A 19427-nucleotide genomic window follows, 5' to 3' on the forward strand; every position below is an offset into this window, starting at 1 on the left:
CCCGCACTGGGCGGGCTCTAGGAAAGGGAGGCGTTAGGCATAACGGGACAAGGGCTCAGCCGATAGAACTGAATCAATCCCACAAGGCCACTTGCTCATCCACAGGGCCTGGCAGATCCGGCAAGACAATCACCACGCCGGCGCGGTAAGGCTGATCCTCGTCCGCCAGGCCCTGATTGGCCGCAAGCACGGCCTCAACACTGCCCACCAGATGGCCATAGAAGTTATGGCAAATGGTGTCCAGCAGATCCCCGTCAGATGTTCTGCATATCGTCGCCATAGCGCACAAACTCCAAGGTAAACGCCTGTTTGCGCGGGATTCCGCCCTGCATCAGCGCGCTTTGGTCTTCGTCAATGGTCTTGAGGCACCAGGTGCCCAGCACCACGCCATAACCCGTGGTCAGGGTCACCGGCTTGAGCTGGGAGCCTATCGAACGCAACGTGTTGAGCTGTTCCAGACCGCCACGGTAGCCCGGGAAAATATCGCCCTTGAGCGTGATCTTCTCGTCACCCATGCCCACGGCCTGCTGGGCCGACCGACGCGTCAGGCGCTCCTGGGAGGCCCAGCGGTATTCAGTCGAGCGGCGCAGCGAGTCAAAGGCCGCCGTATCAAGGTTGAAGTAATACGGCTGCGCCTTCGGGTCCAGCGGCTGAATGATCAGCAGATGGGGGAACGGCTTCACCGCCTCTTTCGCCGGCGTGCCGTCCGTAGCAAACGCACCAGTGGGCAGGATATTGGCCAGCGACGGGTCAATCTTGCCGGCGATCTTGTTGATCGCGGTAGCTGCCCGCCCTGCCTGCTCTTTCAAGGTGCCCAGGCGCTCGTCAATCTGCGACAGGGCACGCGTAGCACGGTTGTAGGTCGCCACCACCTGGCCAACCTTGGCTTGGGCAGTGGCAATACCGCGCATGACTCGCTGTAGCTTCTCTCCCACGGCAGGACCAATAAACGGCAGATCCTCCAGCTCGTTGGCCGCGCCGGTGATTTCGCTGATCGCACCGTTTACCGGCCCGATCACCCCGTCGATACTGCGCCGGCCCGCTTCTCCGGCCGAGGCCAGGTACTTCAGGCCAGACTGTAGCTGTGCCAGTGATTCCATATTCCCCCCTTAGAGATGCGGCGCGTCGTAGAGCTGTCGGTTTTCGAGCTGCTGGGCAATTTCCCGTCGATGCTGCTCCAGCAGCGGCTGCAACCTGGCCGCAAGCTCATTCGGGTCTTTCACATCGCCCTGCACCGTCAGCGTAAAGGGCGCGCTAATGTCTACCTTGGGCTCGATCTTCGCCGGCTGCACCTTCGCCACCACGGCCGCAGCAAGTGGCGCTGCAACCGCATCAGCGCTAGCCTGCGGCAACATCATGGAGCGAGCGGCATCACCCGGATTGATTGCGCCAGGTACTGCCGATAACGCGCCCTGGCCCGGATTGGTCAACATGAGAGGCCCCGTGCGCGAAGGCGCGAACGACTTGGCGATACCCCCTAGTACCGGCGGGATATCCTTGCCGGCATCCTTCATCATCAATGGGCCGGCCACGGGCATGACCTTCTTGCTTTCGTCAGCGCCAAACATCGACTTGCCGATGGCACCGCCCAGGGCGTCACCGCCCAAGCTCCCTAGATACCCACCAATCAGGCCGCCCAAGATGGTGCCGATTACCGGTACCGCCGACCCGATTGCCGCACCGGCCGCCGCACCGGCAAGAGTGCCAGCAAGCCCGCCGGCCGCCGCGCCATAACCTTCAGCTTTTTCGTCCTGGGTTTCAGCGTTGTCGTAAGTGTCTTTGACCTTAAAGCCGGCCTCAATTACGGCCAACACTGCCGGCCCCTTCAGGCCCGCGCCAACGCCACGGCCTGGACTTCGGCCACGGCCGCCACCCCTGCCCTTGCCCTTCCCATCCTTACCGCCAGCGTCGTCGACGCCGCCCAAATCCATGCCACCAGATCCACCCATTGGCATGTTGGTAACAATGACTTTTTGCGGGATATTGGGATTACCCATCAACGAGCCGCGCCCAAGGTTGAGCAGGCCCTTGGCGATCTTGAATCCGCTCATAGCGGTCTGGAAAGCGATCACGGCGGCAACGGCAGCGCCGATACCGGTCACAACCCGGGGCGATTCGTCCGACAGCTTGGCCAGCCCCTGGGTGACGTAGGCCAACCCATCAGCCACCTTGTCAGTGACCGGCCGGAAGGCGTCACCAATGGCGCGCATGGCGTCATCCATACTCTGGGCCATTTCCGCCCATTTCTGCGCCGACGCTTGCCGGCGCTCCTCAAGGTTCTTATCAAGGATCCCGGTGGCACTGGCCGAGTCTTTCTTGAGCTGCGCGTACAGCTCTTTGTTCTGCATGAAGGCCGTCAAAGCGCCCTTAACCTGCATGTCCGCGAACAGATCCCCGGTACGCAAAGCTTGCTCCAGGGATGCAATCATGGCCTTGGCTTTCTCGGGATCAGTCTCCTTGCTGATCTTCGCCGTAGCGGCGGCCATCGCGGCGGCCTTCTTCGGATCGGTTGCCGCAATGTACTTCTGTGCCAGCTCAAAGCTGGACTCCAGAGTAGATTTACCGTTCTGCAGGCCGGTATTCATCGACCCTTGATAGTCAATCCCGGCATCCTTGTAGGCCTTGACCGTATCGCCAGAACCGATTTTCTCCATCCAGTTTTTGAGGTTGTTGGCCGCTTCATCGGCACCGCCGGCGGTCTTCATTTGCACCTGAAGCATTGAGCCCAGTTGCGTGACCGCATCCATGCCGGTGATACCGATCTTGCCCATGCCCGCCAGCAGCTCGGGGAACCAACGCGCCATGTCGGCCGCTTCAAAGCTGCCCGCCTGGCCCTGATAGGCGATAGCCTCCAGCGCCTTTTGCATCACGGCCGGGTCGGAGATTTTGGCGTTCTGCCCCAGGGCGTTGATCATGCGGGCCGTTTCGCCGCCATCCGACCCCTGGCCAATTGCAAACTTGGCCGCCACCGGTGCGTAAGACATGGCCTTATCAAGCTCCATGCCAGCCCCCACCAGGGCGTTGACCACCTCAGCCACCTGATTGCGGGCCATGCCGGTATCACGCGACGTGCCAATAATCGTCTTGGCCATCTGCGCTTCTTCTGGCTTGTTGGCAATGTTCGCCTTGATCGCAATGTCACGAATGATCGCGCCAAAGTCCGCGCTAACCTTCGTAGGAACGGCCATCGCGGCCGTGGCCGCCGCCGCCTGGCCTATGCTGCTTTTCAACTGCTGTTTACCAGCATCGAGCTGCATATGGCCCTTGGCTTTAAGCTCAGCCTTGGTCGCGGCCTGCCCCATAGCCGCGTAAGCCTTGGTCAGGTTGCGCACCTCAACGCCCTGCTTGCGCAGGCCGTCCAGATTATTCTCCAGCTTCCGCCGTAGCGCATCAGCGCCCTTTTCGCCGGCCATGTGTGCTTTGAGCCATTCCTCACGCAAACGCATGGTTTCGCCGATGGTCTTTTGCAGCACCCGTGCCCGGGAACCTTGTTCCTCCAGCTTCTTTATTTTGTTGCTGACGTCCTTGAACGCCGCCCCTACCGTCGAGCTGACGGCCCCGCCAATCACCAGGCCGAGAGCAAGTTTGTTCGCCATGTGCGCGCCCTATACGTCGTGTCGATCAACAGCGGCTCAATCCGTGAGCCACCACACCATCACGTTAAAGGGCATGGCCAGGATCTCGGCAGAAGAGAAACCCGTCTCTTTTGCCAAGCGCTTGGCCAGCGCCTTAAGCGTGCCCTCGTTACACGTCGTCTTCTTCAACCAGGCGAAAATAGCCCGCCTGGAGGCGCATGTAGTCCTTGTATTTGAGGGCTGTGAGTTCGGCCTCAGTAGCCATGAGCAGGCTGGAAAACAAGTTCAGCTCCACCTTTTCATGGTCACCATTGCCGGCGATCTTGGCGGCCATAACATCCTTGACGCTGGGCGCGCGCATCATCAGCTTGTCGGTCACAACCCCATTGAAATTGGCCTTGTGCTTGAGCGTTACGGTAACGCCTTCGTCACTCAGAACCAGCCAGGCCGGCAGCGGTGCAGTAAGAGAATCGGTCATTTCATCAATCCTTAGAGGCCCAGGGCCAAGCGTTCAGCGGCCAGCTGATCGACACCGTTGATCACCTGAACCATGTTGGCAAAGTCGATTTCGAACATCACACGCCCGTCGATTTCGAGCTTGTAGTAGGTGACGGCTACGGCGTGCTTGATTTCGGCCTTGTCGCCCGGCTTCCAATCACCCATATCGACTTCTTTGAGCGAGCCGCGCAGGGTCACTGTTACAGACTTGACGGTGCCTTTTTGGCCCTTGAGCGATCCACGGAAAACGAGGTTGCACGCGGTCTGATCCGCCAGGCCGAAGAACTTCAGCGCCTCTTTACGCACGCCGTTGGTGGTGAATGCCGCTTCCAGCTTTTCCAAACCGGTGGGCAGGTCGACCGGGCCGCTCATGCCGCCGCCCCGGTATTCCTCGGTTTTGACCGAGAGTTTAGGCAGCGTCATGGACGGCACGTCACCGGAAAAGCTCACGCCATCAGCAAACATGACGCAGTTGGTCAACATTTCAGGAATCATTGCTCGGCCCCCTTAGGCTGCTTCAAGTACTTCGGCCAGCCACTCGTTGGTGACCTCGATCAGGAAATTCGGGTTTTCTGCCGGCGGCACGTCGGTAAAGCGAATGCGCCAGAAGATTTTGCCCTGCTCGATTTGGCTTAGCGTGTTGCGCTCGGTGTCCGCGTAAACCTCGAAATTGATCACGGCGCCGGCGTTCTTCTGGTCGCGCATAAAGGCCTGGAGCCCTGCGGTCACGTCCGACACATAGGTTTTCGTAATCGAGCGGTCTACCGCCCACTTGTGGCCCGCCTGGATCGCATCCATGAGGATGTCGCAGGTACGCACGCGGGTAACAAACGACCACTTGGCATCAGCCGAGCAAGTGCGGTTGCCCCACAGGCGGTAACCGCCGTCGCGAATGATCGTGGTGATGTTCGCGTTATTGAGCAGGTTGGCCCGGCACGTCTCGTCGCCGTCCAAATACTCCACCGGCCGGGTGGTACCGGTGATGCCAACAAACTCTTTGTTCGATGGCGACGCCCAATAGCCGTACTCGGCATCGGTCCAGGCAAACAAGCCCGCTACCCAGGCTGAGGCCGGGGCATCCACGGTCGCGCTGTCTACGGTGCTCCAGAACTGCACGCCCGGGTCCACCAGATAGATCCGCTTGCTGCCGAAGTTCAGCGCGTAGGCCATGGCGGCCTCGTCCGTGGTATTCGGGCCATCTACAATGGCAATCGCACGCAGCTTGCCGGCCAGGGCGTCCATGGCGGTGGCCACCGCCTGGGTGGCCGAGTGCCCCGGGGCAATCAGCAACTTAGGCTGGGCGTTGTGTCGGCTCTTGCCGTCCAGCAGCGCCTGAAGGCCCGTGCGCTGCCCATCCGCCAGAACGCCACCGATGATGGCGGACGTTTGCAGCGCGGCGTCAGCGAGCTTAGGCACGCCAATGGCGACGATTACAGCCTTAGCCCGCACATAGATTGCCTGGCAAGCCCGGGTGATCGCCGAATCAGTGCCGAACGCGGCAATGGCTTCGCGCTCGGACGTGATCAGCTTCAGCTCGCCCGCCTTGGCGTTACCGCCACCGAGTACGCCTGGCGTGAAGGTGTCGCACAGACCAATGATCGAGGACGACGGGAGCGAAATAGTGCGCGCGCCGGTGTCGATCAGCGAAGTAGTGACGCCGTGAAAGAAACTCATAGGGCTCAATCTCCAGAAACGAAAAAACCCCGCGTAAGCGAGGCCGTAGGTTGTTCGTGTTACGCGTAACGGAAAAGAAAACGCCCCGTCAGTGCGGGGCGTTATTCGGTTTGGTCGGCGATCCAGGCCGGCGGTAAAGGGCGATGCTCGCTATCAGGAAACTCCGGCGACTGCGGCCAATCGCGCAGTGCCTGCATGTAAACCAGCAGCTCAGCGAATTGATCGGCCGACAGTGTGGTACTACCGCCAATCTCCTGCTGGTCACGGTGCCGCTCGCGTAACCATATGGCCGATTGCAACTGAGCATCCCGCCACTCTCGCTCTTTCGCCGAATTATCAACTGGAGCCTCTACGGGCTCCGAAAGCACAGGCACGCCTTTTTCGTTCAAGGTGATCACCTTCCCCAATGACTCACCCAACATCAATGCTTGGTGCTGTTCAAGGGAAATCGGCACCACGTCCGACGGCATCTGCTCTTTTCGGTAGATCACCGCACTGAAAAAACCAGGCGTGGACGGACTGTAATAAATATCCATTCTGTTCCTACCGATTAATAGCCAATGGCATACCAGCGAATTTCGCCGGCTGAACTTGTGTAGTTGTTTTGTACGCGAATAACAGATTTCGAAATGATCGATGATCCAGGGCTATAAGCACTGGTCGCCGTCATGTTGTCGAAAGCGTTGACTGCCCATACGGATAAAGCGGCGGTCGGAAATGCAACTGGTAAGGTGACATCCCGCGTAGGACCAAGACCACTGCCGGCCCTCCCCACATCCGAAGCCTGCCCCCATTGGAAAATGAAACCGCCCAGCCACGTGGGAAAAACGATGGCCCCGTTAACCCCCTTAATGAACTGGAACCCAAAGCGCATTTTCTTCGGCGTTACGATAGTGGCGTCATCCACCCCCGCATCGGTCTGCGCCTGGGTTGCCACCTTCGCCGTACCTTGATTGATTTCCGTCGCCTGGGCCGCCAACGTAGCGAGCGCAGCAATATCAATGTTTCCCTGATTGATCGGTGCGTTCCACGCCTTGATGCACCACATTACAGCCAGGTTGCGCGGGCGCGTTTCAGCGCCGCCAACGACAGACGTTTTGCCGTTGGGGTACAAGCTGTTAACACCGTTAGGGAAATCTCGGTTACCAACCAGAGCCCCTATCGGCGTCTTCGGATTAAGCGATACAGCGTCAATGTCATGGCTATGACCTTTTAAGTCGTCGGCTTGATAACTGCCAAGTGCTCGCCCAGCATCAACACCGCGACCATGGTCCCACCCTCGCAGGAACTCAGCGCGCGACTCGGGCAAGCGAAAGTTGCCGGCGCCCTCGTCGCCCTTGTTGAATGCACCGCCCAGGAACGTCGCCAGGTCTGGATAAGCGGCCACGCTCTTGACGCTGCCGTCCAGCTCCAGAAAGCCCGGAGCTACCTTGTCCACGGGAAAACCGATCATCGAGCCGACCGGTAAGGCCGACGCCTGGGCGATCATCGCCGTGATTTGATCCTTGGTGTAGGTGTCGGTAATGCCGTGACCCGCCAACGTGGTCGGGTTGGTACCGGCGATTACCCGGCCGTACTTATCGACGGTGACATTGGCATAAGAGCCAGCACTGACGCCGGTGCGGCCCACGGCCATTTCAAAGGCCAGAGCGGTAGTGCCCAAGACAATCGGCGCATCCGTCACCAGCTGCCAAACGCTGTCACCGTTAGCGGTGCCGGTCTCGACACTGACAAACAGCCCCGGCGTCACCTCGACGCTACTGTCTGCGTCCTGGGCGCGTCTCCACACGCCGGTCGAAGAAACCACGTACAGGCCGTTTTCCTTGGCGGCCGTCTGATTCTTCACCAGCACGCGCGCATCCGCCGGCAACAGCACGCCGTCGACGGTCTGCACGCCGCTCAAGGCGATGTTGGCCGTGGTGGCCACCAATACCGAATGCTTGAAGTCCATTTTTGCCATGGTTTCAACAATCTGAGTATCAACGTATTCACGAGTCGCCAGCACAATCGCCGGGTCAATCTTCAGGACGACGCTCGCGGTATTCGCGACGATGAAATTCATCCGAATGATTTGGGTCTTGCCGGTCCCCTGCACAAGCAACGGCTTGAAGCTCGGCGCACAGTTGGCCACCGCCACCATGTCGCCGTCGGCGTCATACAGAGCGATTTCCCGGATCCACTTACCACCCACGTCGGCCGGGATAACCTGCTCGGTGATGATGATGTTCGGGTTTGCCGGATCGGTTCGCACCTGATTGACCGCCGCGCGGCGCCATTCGTTGATCAGGCGGGTTTGCGCCCGATTGGGGATTGGGTCCGCGCCGTTGGCATCGCCAACACCCATTTGTGCGAAGGTCCAGGGCTGGCCCAGGGCGGTAGCGTTTGCCTGTTTCGCCTCCCCCACTGCCGTGAGAATGGCAAAAAACTGACTGTTCTGATCAATCATGGATACACGTCCAGGGTGTCAATTTCATCAATACACATGACCAGGCCATAAGTGCCGGTCACCTCGATATCGCGGGGGGTTGGTGGGTAAACGTCGATCACTTCACCCTCGCTTACACAGGCGCCGATGCCGATGTAACCGGTGGTCTCCAGGCTGATCGCCAGGCCGGTCATGTGCCGACTGACAGGCTTGGCGTCATCAATGAGCCGGGTCAGCTCTTCGTACATTTCTTCGGTAATGCCGGTATCCAGAACACCGACCTTCAGGGCGAACGTGCCCGGCACCCCCTCGGGCACCGTCTGCCACCACTCCATGACCTCAATCAGGTAGCCCAGCGGCTCGACCACGCGGCGCAATGCGCCAATCGTGCCTTTGTGCTTGTGGATGTAGTACGAGGCCTTGATGGCGGCCCGCTTGGTCGCCTCACTCCACCCGTAATCCCAGCGGTCGACCGACCAGGCCCACGCCAAATGCAGCAGCAAATGCGCCGGACAGGTATCGGCGTTGTAGAGCGTGCGCAACGGAACAATGGTTTTCTCGTAGAGCGCTGCCTCCATGGCGCGCTCCAGCTGAGTGCTATTGCTGGGAAGTAGGCTTTTCATCCGCCAACCTCACGCTGTAACCGGTGCAGTACGCGGCCTGGGCTTTAGTAGGGGCCAGGTCGACCCACCCGGTCAGCTCGACACGCGAAACGCCGGCGACATGCACCTGGGCGTCCACAGCAGAACGGGCCACCTCAACGCCAAGACGTTTACGGGGGTTGATCCATTTCGACAGACGGCTCAAGGCCTCGGCCAGGGCCGCGTCACCTTCTGGTCCGGCGCTGTTCATGTGCAGGATCGCGTCAATGCGGTAATGCAGAATTTCGGCGCCCTGGACTGTCACCCGATCCCCCAGCGGTCGCACGTCGTCGTCATTAAGGGCTTTAGCCACCGTGGCCAACAGCGCCGGCGTGGCCGTCCCGTCCCCTTCGGTACTCAGCACCGTTACGGTAACGCGTGCCGGCGATGGGCTTTCCGCCGTGGCGTCCCGCACCAGGCCGGACGCGTTGCGCGCGTGCAGGATGTAGCTGTTACGCGGCCCTGCGGTGGTAAGCCCCTCATAGGCCAACTGGATACGCTCGCGGTACGAATCATTGTCCTCAAGGACTTCAGCCACCGGTGGAACCGCCAGCAGATCCTCGGGTTGAATCACCAGGCGCTGAAGGTTGACGTTTGCGCCCAGCTGATCGAGGTCGCCATTGATAGCGTGAGCCAACAGCAACGCCTTGCATGCGTCGTTAACCCGGGCGCGGTTGCCGACCTTGTTATACGCCCCCACCTCCAGCACCTTGGTAACAGGATCGCTTTCAAGCGCGGCGTTCCAGTTGTCGCCCATATAGGCGCGGAAAGCTGACAACCCTTCGTCGTAGACCTCTTCAAAGTCCAGCGGCTCAAGCACCTCCGGCGCCGGTAAGGCCGACAAGTCCACGATGCTCATACGCTTACCTCCAAGACAAAACTGTCGCCCAGGTACTGGCCGGCAACGAGCATGTTTATTTTCCCATCCAGCAGCGAAAGCGCCGTTACTCGCTCAAGCTTCAGGCGCGGCTCACTACGGCCAAGGGCACGGGCCGCTTCGGCCTGGACCGCACTTTTCCAACCAGCATTGATTGGCAAGTCAACGAAACCGCGTAGCTTGCTGCCGTACTCCGGCCGCTGCCGACGACTACCCAGGGGCGTACTCAGAATGTCGGCGATGGACTGCCGCAAATGCTCAATGCCGGATATGGGCTGCCCTGTGTGGCGATCCATTCCGATCATCTGGCTTATCCCTCTAGAGCGGCGCATTCGTTATGAGCCTTCAGGAAGGCCACAGCCTCTTTGTCAGACTCCGGCACCACAACCAGGCCCTTGGCCACCGGGTAGGTACGATCGGTATCAGGCACAACCAGCGTGCGCGACGTGTAGACCAGATCGCGAAACGTCAAAGACGCCGGCGCGGCAGTGGCTTGCTCTTCGGTTGCGGGCTTCTCGATGGTCTTGGCCATGATTTCTCCGGGCATGAAAAAGCCCGCACGCGGCGGGCTGTAGGTGATTTTTGGTTAATGCTTATGGTGATTGTCGCTATTACCGGCCGCCAGAATATCGGCGTCGCCGGTGATGCTTTGCGTTACGTGTAACGTGCCGGCGATTTCTACCGCACCTATCAACGAAATTTGAGGCGATTTGATCGCGGCCCAACCGGGCGCCAGATCGAACTCGGTACCGCCAACCGTGGCATTCACCGCGCTATCCGTAACGGTCACAACCGTGCTGCCCACCTTGATAGTGACTGTTCCAGTGGGCAGCGTGATTGTGTAGGTCTTGGCCTCCCAGTCGTAAACCAGTGAACCGCCATCATCAAAACGCCATACCTCTACATGATCCCGGTTATCCGGCTGGCCGCCGGCATTGCCGTACAGCCCAGGGAGAAACGTGCCCATGCCAGCCTGGCCGCTTGGGTTAAACAAAACCCCCTGCTCGCCCAGGCTTGGCGCCCGCCAGTGCCGCGCCTTACCGGCCGCCAGGCTGTGCCAGCGCACCCAGGCGCTAGTCCATTCGCCATTGCTGACACGCACCGCCGGCGCCGCCAGATCCACACCGACCACCACGCAGGGCATCAGCATGGCGGCAATCATGCGGTCATGTTCGGCACTGGCGTAGCTCATACCGGATCCTCGGGGTAAACAGGGCCGGTATCACTGGTGAACTCCCCTGCAGGAGACGCAGGGCCGCTAGGGGATTCGTCAGGCCACGGCCAAGTGAACTCCCCCAGTTCGAAAGGCTGGATCCATTGAACCGACCACATGACGAACTGTTCAAGCTCAGGCGTCGGGGCTTCAGGCTGGGCGTGGACCTGCTCCGGCGGGCCGGTGACAAAATCCAAATCCCACCACTGATCCTTTAGCACCGTCATCATTTGGCCGGCCAAGATAGCGGCCTGTAGCGATGCCCTGGGGCGGTCCGCTTCCACCAGAATGCAGGATTGGAAACGACCAATGATCGCCGTTTTACCCTCTCCCCGGTCCTGGCCCGGGGCCATATCAGTGATCCCGTACAACAGCGCCGGCGTCATAACCTCGGCACCCAATTCGGGGAACTGTTCAACGTGAACAACCCGGGGCATCTGTTCGCTAATTATGCGAGTGATCGCATCATGTAATGTCGTCAGTTCGCTCATTGGACACACTCAATACTAAGTCGACCATGCCGGAACCATCGGGCTTTAAACGGACAACCTTGTAACGGCCACCACCCAACAGGGGCGGCAGCTCAATGGTTAAATGGTCGCCCTTTTTGACGCCTTGCACGTCGACCACGCGCGCGGTCAGGGTGGGCTCTAACACCTCGTCGGCATTGATTGCCCCGCCCAAGCGTGCAGCACCGGTTTTCCCGCCGCCGATTTCGGCGCCGACAAAGGGGGATGCAAACGCGCCGAAGACAACACGACCGTTAGCAAGCGTCGCCGGATCGCCCAGGCGTTCAACCGCCAAGGCGTCCATGCGATTAGCCAGGGCCCGAAAGCCACCGGCCATTACTGGATCAACAGGGCTTCAGCGAAGCCGCCAGACGCGTCAGTCAGCAACTTGCCGAACGGAACAGCGTCTGCTGTGCCATCTGCGACCAACCCACCAGCCAACAAACTGACCTTGGTGCCCTGCTTCAGGGCACCGGTAACCGGCAGCAGCCACGAACCACCCAAGGCACCCACGCACGGCTCGCCCTTCTTGGTGGTATCCATCGGAACCACCACGAGTGAGTTAATAGCCAGCGGAACGCCGGAAGTCGTCCCAGCAGTTGGCGAAGTAAAGGTGACCGTCTGCCCGGCGCCTTGATAATTCTTAGACATCGTTCAATTCTCCAGAACGCAAAAACAACAAACCCCGCACTTGGCGGGGTTCTCAAGGAAAGCGGTTATTACTTACCGGCAGCGCCGTACAGGCCACGGTAGTCCGATGGCGCAACGCCGGCGTCAATACGTACCTTGCTGGCTACGCCGTCGACGCTGAAACCGTTTTGCTGCTCCACGTACGGGGTATCAATACCGTTGAGGTACGCCACTTCGATGGTGTCGCTGCCTTGCTTGGCGGCCATAAACCAACCGGTTGCCGAATTGTCGTCAAGACGCGGCTCGCCGATCACTTCGGCAAAACCGCGAATCGGGTTGATGATGCCTGAATTGACATCAGCACCCGGCACCGAGGCCGAATTGATCAGTTGATTTGCCTTGTCTTCCAGGGCTACCGGCGTCAGCACGTAGGCAGGGCGAATATTCAAGGTGCGAGCCTTGCCAGCCTCAACCTGCGTTTTTTGCGACGCCATTGCGGTCTTGCCTGCGATCAGGCTAGCAATGGACAGCTCAGAGCCTGCGCCGGTCGCCCAGTTCTTACGGGAGGCATCAAACAGCGGTTTACCGTCGCGCATCTTCGGCGGACTGGTCAATACCGCATAGACCAAATCGCCGATGGTTGCACGCGCCGCTTGGCCCATCTTGTAAGGCACGTCACTCAACAACGACAGGTCGTCGTTGATGATCGCCTGACGGGTGATCGAAAAAAGCTCGCCGTAGGTGGCCAGCGTGATCGGCTCGCCGCGATCACTCAGAGTGATGTGCTTGTACTCGGCGCCCGGGCGCACTTCGCGCAAGCTCGGGAACTCGCCCAGGCCGACCCGCGAAGACGTTTTGAAGTCGCTCAACTGGCCTTTTTTGGTCCAGAGCTGGAACGTCTCCGGCGCTTCCTCCCAGCCCTGCAGCACCGACTTGCCGGAGATATCCAGCAGAATCTGCCCGAAGTCGCTGGAGCTGTGAGTGAAGGCAAGGCCAACCATCTGCATAGGGTTGAGCGTGGCCACCAGAATGCCGCGCTCCGTCAGGGATGCGCGGGCCAGCTCGCGCATACTCATGTGGTTCAAACCGTTGCTGGCCTCGATTGCAGTGATACCGATCCGCGCTTCCAGGGACGCACGCACCGAGTCGCCAACCAGATTACCGTTGGAGATATGACCGTGCAGGCCTGGGACATTGGACGGCGTGGTCTGCTCGCCCAATTTAGCCAACAGCTGCGCCCGGGCACTTTCAACAGTGCAAGCCATGTCAGCTACGCAAGCCTGCAAAAGCCCAGGATGGGCAGTCGCAAAGCTGCCGAAAGCGGCAGTGATACCGGTGCGGCGTACGCCTTCCTCGGCAATCACCTGGGCGCGAATTTGGTCAGCCGACAGGGAATTTGCCGGCGCCGGGGCAGGCGCTGGAGCCGGGGCAGGTACCTGGTTACGCGGGTTCATCAGATTGTTAAAAGCTTCTGGCGGCATGTGTTCAAACTCCTGCATGCGTTTCGATTTGAGTTGTGCGGCAGCTACCAGCGGGTCGATCAACTGATCAGCGAAACCGGCTACCACCGCCTCGCTGCCATCCATCCATGTTTCATCCTTCAACAGCGCGTGGATTTCTACCGCGCTCTTGCCGGTCTTGCTGACGTAGGCCTGCACCAACGTTCCTTCAACCTTGTCGAGCAGGTCGGCATAGCGGCGCATATCTTCCGCATCGCCGCCCTGTGCGCCCCAGGGTTTGTGGATCATCATCATGGCGTTGGTCGGCATGTACACCTTGTCACCCGCCATCGCGATCACGCTGGCCATGGAAGCCGCCAAGCCGTCGATGTACACATCTAAGCGGGCCGGATGGGCCTTGAGCGTGTTGTAAATCGCCATGCCCGCAAACACATCGCCACCGGGCGAGTGAATGCGCAGATTGATTTGTGACACGTCACCACAGGCGGCCAGATCCTGGGCAAACTGCTTGGCAGTGATGCCCCACCCGCCGATCTCGTCATACAGCAGGATTTCGACACTACCGCGCGCCATGGCGCGCATTGAGTACCAACTCTCCACTGGCTGGTTTGTCGCCGTAATCACGGACGAAACCGACGACTGAACTGACGCCCTGGGCATCGTCAGCGGCGGCGCTTCACGCTTTCTCTTTTTCGTTTGATAGGTCTGCATTGACGGTCACTTTCCCGTAGAACTTGTGATAGGCGTCGGAGCTGAACACCAGCCCTTTCGCCCGGTTGCTTTCGATTTCCGCCTGACGCGAGCGCTTAAGTTCTTGCGGGTTTCGCCCACGCGCTCGGATCACTTCGGCCTCATCGGCAAAACCACCCTGCACCAGCGCATCCCAGGCGGTCGCCTCATGCACCGGGTTAATCCAGGGCATCACCGGCCCCTGATAAACCGCGCCGTACACCGAATCCATGTTTACGTCGCCTGGCGGCACAAGTACGCCGCTGACCAACGCCATTTCGATAAAGGCCCGGTAAACCTTGCGCGACCAGTAGTCGATGAATTCGTGCTGCAGCAGGTCGTAACCCAGTTGTGACTCCACCAGTTCCTGACGCTGGGCCGAGTAAGTGCCCGTGTAACTGCGCGTCGCCGTGGAGTAGCCAATGCGCGTACCCGCCGCAACAGCGCGCAACTGACCGTTGCGGAAACTCTCCACAAACTGGCTGGGCCGGTTGCTTTCGATCATCCCCACGTCTTCGCCGGGCAGCAGCCCGTCAAACACCATGCCTGGGGCAATCGGAATACTTCGCGCACCGGTGGCCTGGCCGTCCTTGCCGGCAGTCGTAGGCGCAACCACGTAATCGTCGGTAGAACCCTTCTTGATGAACATCGCCAGGGCCGCGCTGATACGGGCAGCAACGCGCTCGCTTTCTTCGTAGTCCTTGATGTCCGCCAAGCGCGTCAACACGGCGTGCAGCAGAGGCTGGCCCCTGTTCTGCCCAATTCGCTTGCGGTACGCGATATGCAACATCCGATCAGCCGGTACGAACTTGGTATCCACCGACATACTGAAACCCAAGGCACTGCCGGGGTGACGCTTAAGCAGGTTGTATCCGACGACCCGGCGCCAGGCGTCGCGTGTGATGCCCTGGCAAATCCCTTTGGATTCGTCGTTGTAGCTCCAGGGCAGGTAATCAGGCTCCAGCAACTCCAGCGTAAAAGGCACTTTGTGCAAGTGCTTGAAGTTGGGCACCTTGCCCAACAGCTGCTGGGCCAACGATTCGCCGTCGCGTAGCCAGGTGCGGCAAACCAGGCGTTCCATTTGTGCACGGGTCAACTCCCCTGAAGTTTCCGGCCGCAAGGACCACTCGGCCCACAGGTCTTTGATTTGCGCCGCGAACGCCAGGTGAATATTGCCGGCGTGATCCAGAGGCAACGGCTCCACCGCAATCCCGGCTCCACCCACTACCCGCTCTTCCAACCGGTCGAAAATACCCGTCACCAGGTCGTGGTCTTCGTCCAGCTTTCGAGCTTGGCCGCGCAACGATTCCGCGTCGCGCTGCAACGAGGTGTCAGCGCTTCGCGTTTGTCGCTTCGCCTTGTGTGTGCGCGTGACCTCGGCAGCCTCAAAGGCTTGGATTCCGCTACGTGCCGCCAGGCGCCGCAACCCCGCACCCGGGCTAACCGCTGCAATGCAGCGGTCGAGGAAGTTCAACGAAACTCAGCCAGGGCATAACCCGGACTGCCCTGCGCGGCGGCGCGCTGGGCGATAACCCGGCGCTCCCATTCGCGTCGACCTGCTTGGATTTGCGGCAGTTCGGCCATGGTGTGGGTGCGGCCATTAAAAATGGTCGTTTTACCCAGCAGAATGGCGGCCTCTGCCTCCAGATACTTGTCCAGCATCTCCTGCGCGTTTATAGCCATCCGTTACTTTCCACGTTATGCCAGTCGCCAGGGGCGTCGGCTTGAGTTGATGGGGGCTCAGGCCGCGCCGACTCAATCGGCGGCTCTGATTCTTCTGGCTCATTCAGGTCGGGCACTTCCGGCACCTCCCACGCGCCCGTGGCCGGAACGAACTGAGCCTCTAAGGCCAGTTGCTCCAGATCCAGGCCAAAACGCTCCTGACTGATCCGCAGGGCCGCCAGTGCATACACAAAACAGTCGAGGGCTTCATTGCGGCGGCGGCCGCTGGTCCAGCGCTGAACCCGGCGGCCTTTGGAGACCACCCATTCTTTACGCTCGCTGGTCAGCTGCTTCATTTCGTCTTCGTCACACACCAGCTCGTTAAGCGGCAAGTGGATGCACTCAGGCACTGGGCGGTCGCCGTCCGGTTCGATTTTCAAGCGGCTGTAGATCAGCTCCTTGGCGTTGTCCGTGCCTACCTCAGTGAGGTAAACCCGGTCGCCCTTGGTCTTTTTCTTCGGGAAGGTGGCAATCTTCTTGCCGTAGGTCGCAGCGCCGAACACCGGAATAACCCAGGTGACGCCGTGCTTTTTACTTTCCTTGCGAACTTCGTCCGAGTAGTGGCCGCCGGAGTCCCAGCACCAGCGCTCTACACGCATTAACGTGCCGTCTTCGCGGGTGAACTGGCGGCGTATTTCCTGGCCCACTTTCTTGCGCAGCTCAACGCTTGCGGGGTCACCGGTCAGTACCCAACGGTGAACCAACCACGCTTCCTCACCGGCGCCGAAGGCCCATACACGACCTTCATACCGGTCATCTTGCGTATCAATCCCACCGAACAATGCAACGCCACGGGCGGGCACCTTCAGGTAGTTACTGCGCCGCTTGGCCAGCACTTCCCATTCCAGTTTCTCGCCTTGGTCTTCTTCCCAGGCTTCACCCAGTGTGGTGTTGATAAAGGTCTTAAGCTTTCCCCGGTCCTTGCCGACCTTCAGCCATTCACTGACCACCGAAGCCCAGGTAACGAACTCGGAGTACACGGTCCAGATGTGGAACGTGACAGATCGCGGCGTGGTGATCGGCTGATCATCGGCGGAAAACCAATCCATGCCGTCGCGGGTCCAAATACCTTGGCGCTCGCAGATGTAGCGCCCAGTAACTGAGGCCTGAATCATTTCGTGGTATTCGAACGTGCAACCGTTACCGGACTCGCACAAGTACCAGGCTTTCTCTACCTGGCCGTATCCATCGAGCCGCCAGCGCATGCCGTAAGGCTTGTCGAAGGCTCCCCATTTCAAATGCTGCTCTGTGCCGCAGCACGGACATTTGATGTTGAACCGAAGGAAGTGCGGGGACTCATCAGCCGCCCGGCTGATTTGGCAGCCCTCGCCCACTGACTCGTCATCTTCACCGCCGGCAACGATCACCCCAGGAGTAGACCCACGTATTGATTTAGGAAACGTCGCACCTTCAAGGCGCTTATCCCCCAGCATCGTCGGGGAGCCCTCACCCTCGATATCGGCGTCGAACTTTGACAGTTCGTCGTAGATCACTTCATCAGGGCTTTTCTCCCGGTAGTTGCGCGCCGCCTTACCACCCAGGCACCAAAGCATTTTCGAGTTATCAAAACGCTTTTCGTCCAGGGTGTTATCCCGGTGCTTCACGCCGTACCAGGGCGCCAAAGCGCGCACCAGGGGAACGTCGCGGATCATCGTTTCGATGTGGCGCTTCATCATGGTGTCGGCGTCCGGATCGGTCGGGCACCAGGACAACACGTTGCGTTTCTTGTGCTGGATCTTGTAGCCCTTATTGGCTACCAGCATCTTGGTATAGCCAACCCGTGCGGACTTCAGCACGTTGACTACAGCGATCAGGTCATTGCCCATCGCATTAAGAATGGCGACCTGAAACGGCGCCGTGGTCCAGCGCCCCTCCTGATAGGACGACTCGGAGGACAGGTAAAAATGCTTATCGGCCCACTCAACCGCCGTCAGTGGCGGTTCCTTGTAGAGACCGGTTAGGCCCTTACGGACGCTATCAATCAGCGCCCTCATCCAGGGCTTCGACGAACTCATCTAGAAGCTCCGGCAAGGTGTCGGCCAGGTTGACCGCTTCGTTCCGCGTAACGGCTATTTCACGTTGGATAGCCTCGATGTGACGCACCTCGATATCCGGGTGCTTGCGTTTCACTTTGATGTGAATGGTGTCCAGCGTTGAGCCGAGCATCGCGCTCAACTTGCCCAGGGCGAACAGGCAGAAATCCACCGGCACCAGCTTTTTGGCTTTCACCCGATTACGCATTTCTTGGGCGTCGGCTTGCTCAGTGGTCAACCGCAGTTTCTGCTGCGCTTGCTTGTACTCAATCAGCGGATCGATTGGTTGGCCGTCGTCATCGAGCGGTTGTTGTTTCTCACCCTTGTGAACCAGCCGGTTATCCAGCACAGAACGCACGTCATAAAACGACTCCCGGCCGATCTTGGCGATGGGCGTCACCCCCCATTTATCGAAGGCTTGCGTGGTAATCCCGAGGCTGTCGGCCATGCGCGACTTGTTCAGCCACTCGGGTTTACGGGTGATCGATTGATTAGCCATAACTACACAACAACCAACCTTTGAAAATGGGTCATATATAGCGAAGACGCGGGGCCCGAATTACCCCCATGAGGGGTGGGGGTCCGGGAGTACCTTCGGCTTCTCGCCCCGGCCTACCTGTCAAGCAAAAAAGGCGATGAAATCGAAGAAAAGGCCACTTTTTTCACCTTTTCTCTGACTTCCCGTCGACTACAGCCATCAACGAGCCGAAGCCATCGCTTCAGCCCAGGCGGTGGCTACGTCAGCCTGATAGTTCGCGTTGACGATGTTCTGACCGATCTTGAAGAACGGAAAAATGGTTCGATACCTGGGCGCTGAATCGCTGAAGATGAATACCGGCCGTACTGCATCACCCATGCCCATCGACTTGCGCTCCCACACACCCTGCGTACCGTCAACATCACCTGAGAAGAAGCGATGGGCGTTGCCCTTACGTCGACTTCTAGCACTGCTACTGGCGTTTGCCTGATAGCCCCGCGTCGATTCAGCAGCCCCCAGGCCCGACAGGATCTTCAACATCGTGCCGCGTGACACGTTGCCGTACTGATTCATAAAAGCCGTGGTGGGTACGGCGTATTGGCCGCTGCGCATAATGCCGCATGCTATCAACGATTTCTCGAAACGCTTGTGAGGCCGCAGACCACCACTCACCGCCTGCTGAAGGTAAGTGTCGGCAGGAATGCCCGACGCCCATGAGTCTTTGAAGTAGACCTCAGCGGCCCGCGCCTTGGTGGCCATTTTTACGAACAGGCTGTTCAGCGTGGTCGGGGTGGGCCGGTCCAGGCGTTTCTGCATCACCGTGATGGTGCCCTTCTTGACCCGTTGAGCCAACAGGGTCGCGGTACGAGCCATTACGAAAGGAATTTGTCGTTTCTCTAACTCACGCATGCCCGCAGAAACAGGGAACGCATCCAGCGACATGTCGACCTTGAACATCGTCCC

Annotated in this window: 22 protein-coding genes; all 22 read right to left on the reverse strand. The window is 59.5% G+C overall.

The window, feature by feature from the left end; genetic code table 11:
- Positions 1-73 precede the first annotated feature (73 nt).
- Complete coding sequence (locus tag KHP07_RS19185) at positions 74-280, reverse strand: tail protein X (RefSeq protein WP_214497772.1); 207 nt, start codon at positions 278-280, stop codon at positions 74-76.
- On the reverse strand, positions 255-1100 hold the full coding sequence (locus KHP07_RS19190) for a phage tail protein (RefSeq protein ID WP_214497773.1): 846 nt from the start codon (positions 1098-1100) through the stop codon (positions 255-257). Before KHP07_RS19190 ends, KHP07_RS19185 begins: the two co-directional genes overlap by 26 nt.
- A gap of 9 nt (positions 1101-1109) precedes the next feature.
- Positions 1110-3596, reverse strand: coding sequence for a phage tail tape measure protein (locus tag KHP07_RS19195; RefSeq protein ID WP_214497774.1), 2487 nt, complete (start codon positions 3594-3596; stop codon positions 1110-1112).
- A gap of 148 nt (positions 3597-3744) precedes the next feature.
- Positions 3745-4053 (reverse strand): phage tail assembly protein, encoded by a 309-nt coding sequence (locus KHP07_RS19200; protein ID WP_214497775.1) that lies wholly within the window; start codon positions 4051-4053, stop codon positions 3745-3747.
- 11 nt (positions 4054-4064) lie between these two features.
- A complete protein-coding gene (locus KHP07_RS19205) occupies positions 4065-4568 on the reverse strand; it encodes a phage major tail tube protein (protein ID WP_214497776.1) in 504 nt (167 codons plus the stop codon).
- Positions 4569-4580: 12 nt separating this feature from the next.
- Positions 4581-5747 carry a phage tail sheath subtilisin-like domain-containing protein gene (locus KHP07_RS19210; protein ID WP_214497777.1) on the reverse strand — a complete coding sequence of 389 codons (1167 nt, stop codon included), beginning with the start codon at positions 5745-5747 and terminating at the stop codon, positions 4581-4583.
- 101 nt (positions 5748-5848) lie between these two features.
- Positions 5849-6283, reverse strand: a complete 435-nt coding sequence (locus KHP07_RS19215) for a phage tail assembly chaperone (protein WP_250883637.1) — start codon at positions 6281-6283, stop codon at positions 5849-5851.
- A 14-nt stretch (positions 6284-6297) separates the two neighbouring features.
- Positions 6298-8193: a phage tail-collar fiber domain-containing protein gene (locus KHP07_RS19220; RefSeq protein ID WP_214497778.1), complete on the reverse strand. Its 1896-nt coding sequence runs from the start codon at positions 8191-8193 to the stop codon at positions 6298-6300.
- Positions 8190-8795 (reverse strand): phage tail protein I, encoded by a 606-nt coding sequence (locus tag KHP07_RS19225; RefSeq protein ID WP_214497779.1) that lies wholly within the window; start codon positions 8793-8795, stop codon positions 8190-8192. Before KHP07_RS19225 ends, KHP07_RS19220 begins: the two co-directional genes overlap by 4 nt.
- Positions 8770-9672, reverse strand: a complete 903-nt coding sequence (locus KHP07_RS19230; protein WP_214497780.1) for a baseplate assembly protein — start codon at positions 9670-9672, stop codon at positions 8770-8772. Before KHP07_RS19230 ends, KHP07_RS19225 begins: the two co-directional genes overlap by 26 nt.
- The gene (locus KHP07_RS19235) at positions 9669-9995 is read right to left on the reverse strand and encodes a GPW/gp25 family protein (RefSeq protein WP_214497781.1); all 327 of its coding nucleotides are present in this window, start codon (positions 9993-9995) and stop codon (positions 9669-9671) included. Before KHP07_RS19235 ends, KHP07_RS19230 begins: the two co-directional genes overlap by 4 nt.
- A 5-nt stretch (positions 9996-10000) precedes the next feature.
- Positions 10001-10222, reverse strand: coding sequence for a hypothetical protein (locus KHP07_RS19240; RefSeq protein ID WP_214497782.1), 222 nt, complete (start codon positions 10220-10222; stop codon positions 10001-10003).
- A gap of 54 nt (positions 10223-10276) precedes the next feature.
- A complete protein-coding gene (locus tag KHP07_RS19245) occupies positions 10277-10882 on the reverse strand; it encodes a phage baseplate assembly protein V (protein WP_214497783.1) in 606 nt (201 codons plus the stop codon).
- Positions 10879-11394: a hypothetical protein gene (locus tag KHP07_RS19250; protein ID WP_214497784.1), complete on the reverse strand. Its 516-nt coding sequence runs from the start codon at positions 11392-11394 to the stop codon at positions 10879-10881. The genes KHP07_RS19245 and KHP07_RS19250 overlap by 4 nt, the downstream gene beginning before the upstream one ends.
- A complete protein-coding gene (locus KHP07_RS19255) occupies positions 11369-11749 on the reverse strand; it encodes a head-tail joining protein (RefSeq protein ID WP_214497785.1) in 381 nt (126 codons plus the stop codon). The genes KHP07_RS19250 and KHP07_RS19255 overlap by 26 nt, the downstream gene beginning before the upstream one ends.
- Entirely contained in the window at positions 11749-12063 is a 315-nt protein-coding gene (locus KHP07_RS19260; protein WP_214497786.1) for a DUF2190 family protein, read from the reverse strand. The genes KHP07_RS19255 and KHP07_RS19260 overlap by 1 nt, the downstream gene beginning before the upstream one ends.
- A gap of 68 nt (positions 12064-12131) precedes the next feature.
- Positions 12132-14162 carry a ClpP-like prohead protease/major capsid protein fusion protein gene (locus tag KHP07_RS19265; RefSeq protein ID WP_214497946.1) on the reverse strand — a complete coding sequence of 677 codons (2031 nt, stop codon included), beginning with the start codon at positions 14160-14162 and terminating at the stop codon, positions 12132-12134.
- 16 nt (positions 14163-14178) lie between these two features.
- The gene (locus tag KHP07_RS19270; protein WP_214497787.1) at positions 14179-15705 is read right to left on the reverse strand and encodes a phage portal protein; all 1527 of its coding nucleotides are present in this window, start codon (positions 15703-15705) and stop codon (positions 14179-14181) included.
- Complete coding sequence (locus KHP07_RS19275) at positions 15702-15914, reverse strand: DUF6148 family protein (protein WP_214497788.1); 213 nt, start codon at positions 15912-15914, stop codon at positions 15702-15704. The genes KHP07_RS19270 and KHP07_RS19275 overlap by 4 nt, the downstream gene beginning before the upstream one ends.
- Positions 15905-17968: a phage terminase large subunit family protein gene (locus KHP07_RS19280; protein WP_214497789.1), complete on the reverse strand. Its 2064-nt coding sequence runs from the start codon at positions 17966-17968 to the stop codon at positions 15905-15907. Before KHP07_RS19280 ends, KHP07_RS19275 begins: the two co-directional genes overlap by 10 nt.
- On the reverse strand, positions 17931-18485 hold the full coding sequence (locus tag KHP07_RS19285; protein WP_046035594.1) for a terminase small subunit: 555 nt from the start codon (positions 18483-18485) through the stop codon (positions 17931-17933). The genes KHP07_RS19280 and KHP07_RS19285 overlap by 38 nt, the downstream gene beginning before the upstream one ends.
- 198 nt (positions 18486-18683) lie before the next feature.
- Entirely contained in the window at positions 18684-19421 is a 738-nt protein-coding gene (locus KHP07_RS19290) for a hypothetical protein (RefSeq protein WP_214497790.1), read from the reverse strand.
- Positions 19422-19427 lie beyond the last annotated feature (6 nt).

It is taken from the genome of Pseudomonas sp. VS40, from assembly GCF_018587885.1.
Taxonomy (GTDB): domain Bacteria; phylum Pseudomonadota; class Gammaproteobacteria; order Pseudomonadales; family Pseudomonadaceae; genus Aquipseudomonas; species Aquipseudomonas pergaminensis.

Coding starts and splice junctions, on each gene's coding strand:
- KHP07_RS19210 (WP_214497777.1), bottom strand. CDS start 5,747: ATGAGTTTCTTTCACGGCGTCACTACTTCGCTGATCGACACCGGCGCG.
- KHP07_RS19225 (WP_214497779.1), bottom strand. CDS start 8,795: ATGAAAAGCCTACTTCCCAGCAATAGCACTCAGCTGGAGCGCGCCATG.
- KHP07_RS19200 (WP_214497775.1), bottom strand. CDS start 4,053: ATGACCGATTCTCTTACTGCACCGCTGCCGGCCTGGCTGGTTCTGAGT.
- KHP07_RS19235 (WP_214497781.1), bottom strand. CDS start 9,995: ATGATCGGAATGGATCGCCACACAGGGCAGCCCATATCCGGCATTGAG.
- KHP07_RS19280 (WP_214497789.1), bottom strand. CDS start 17,968: ATGAGTTCGTCGAAGCCCTGGATGAGGGCGCTGATTGATAGCGTCCGT.
- KHP07_RS19220 (WP_214497778.1), bottom strand. CDS start 8,193: ATGATTGATCAGAACAGTCAGTTTTTTGCCATTCTCACGGCAGTGGGG.
- KHP07_RS19205 (WP_214497776.1), bottom strand. CDS start 4,568: ATGATTCCTGAAATGTTGACCAACTGCGTCATGTTTGCTGATGGCGTG.
- KHP07_RS19275 (WP_214497788.1), bottom strand. CDS start 15,914: ATGGCTATAAACGCGCAGGAGATGCTGGACAAGTATCTGGAGGCAGAG.
- KHP07_RS19260 (WP_214497786.1), bottom strand. CDS start 12,063: ATGTCTAAGAATTATCAAGGCGCCGGGCAGACGGTCACCTTTACTTCG.
- KHP07_RS19290 (WP_214497790.1), bottom strand. CDS start 19,421: ATGTTCAAGGTCGACATGTCGCTGGATGCGTTCCCTGTTTCTGCGGGC.
- KHP07_RS19185 (WP_214497772.1), bottom strand. CDS start 280: ATGGCGACGATATGCAGAACATCTGACGGGGATCTGCTGGACACCATT.
- KHP07_RS19245 (WP_214497783.1), bottom strand. CDS start 10,882: ATGAGCTACGCCAGTGCCGAACATGACCGCATGATTGCCGCCATGCTG.
- KHP07_RS19230 (WP_214497780.1), bottom strand. CDS start 9,672: ATGAGCATCGTGGACTTGTCGGCCTTACCGGCGCCGGAGGTGCTTGAG.
- KHP07_RS19195 (WP_214497774.1), bottom strand. CDS start 3,596: ATGGCGAACAAACTTGCTCTCGGCCTGGTGATTGGCGGGGCCGTCAGC.
- KHP07_RS19190 (WP_214497773.1), bottom strand. CDS start 1,100: ATGGAATCACTGGCACAGCTACAGTCTGGCCTGAAGTACCTGGCCTCG.
- KHP07_RS19285 (WP_046035594.1), bottom strand. CDS start 18,485: ATGGCTAATCAATCGATCACCCGTAAACCCGAGTGGCTGAACAAGTCG.
- KHP07_RS19265 (WP_214497946.1), bottom strand. CDS start 14,162: ATGCCCAGGGCGTCAGTTCAGTCGTCGGTTTCGTCCGTGATTACGGCG.
- KHP07_RS19240 (WP_214497782.1), bottom strand. CDS start 10,222: ATGGCCAAGACCATCGAGAAGCCCGCAACCGAAGAGCAAGCCACTGCC.
- KHP07_RS19215 (WP_250883637.1), bottom strand. CDS start 6,283: ATGGATATTTATTACAGTCCGTCCACGCCTGGTTTTTTCAGTGCGGTG.
- KHP07_RS19255 (WP_214497785.1), bottom strand. CDS start 11,749: ATGGCCGGTGGCTTTCGGGCCCTGGCTAATCGCATGGACGCCTTGGCG.
- KHP07_RS19250 (WP_214497784.1), bottom strand. CDS start 11,394: ATGAGCGAACTGACGACATTACATGATGCGATCACTCGCATAATTAGC.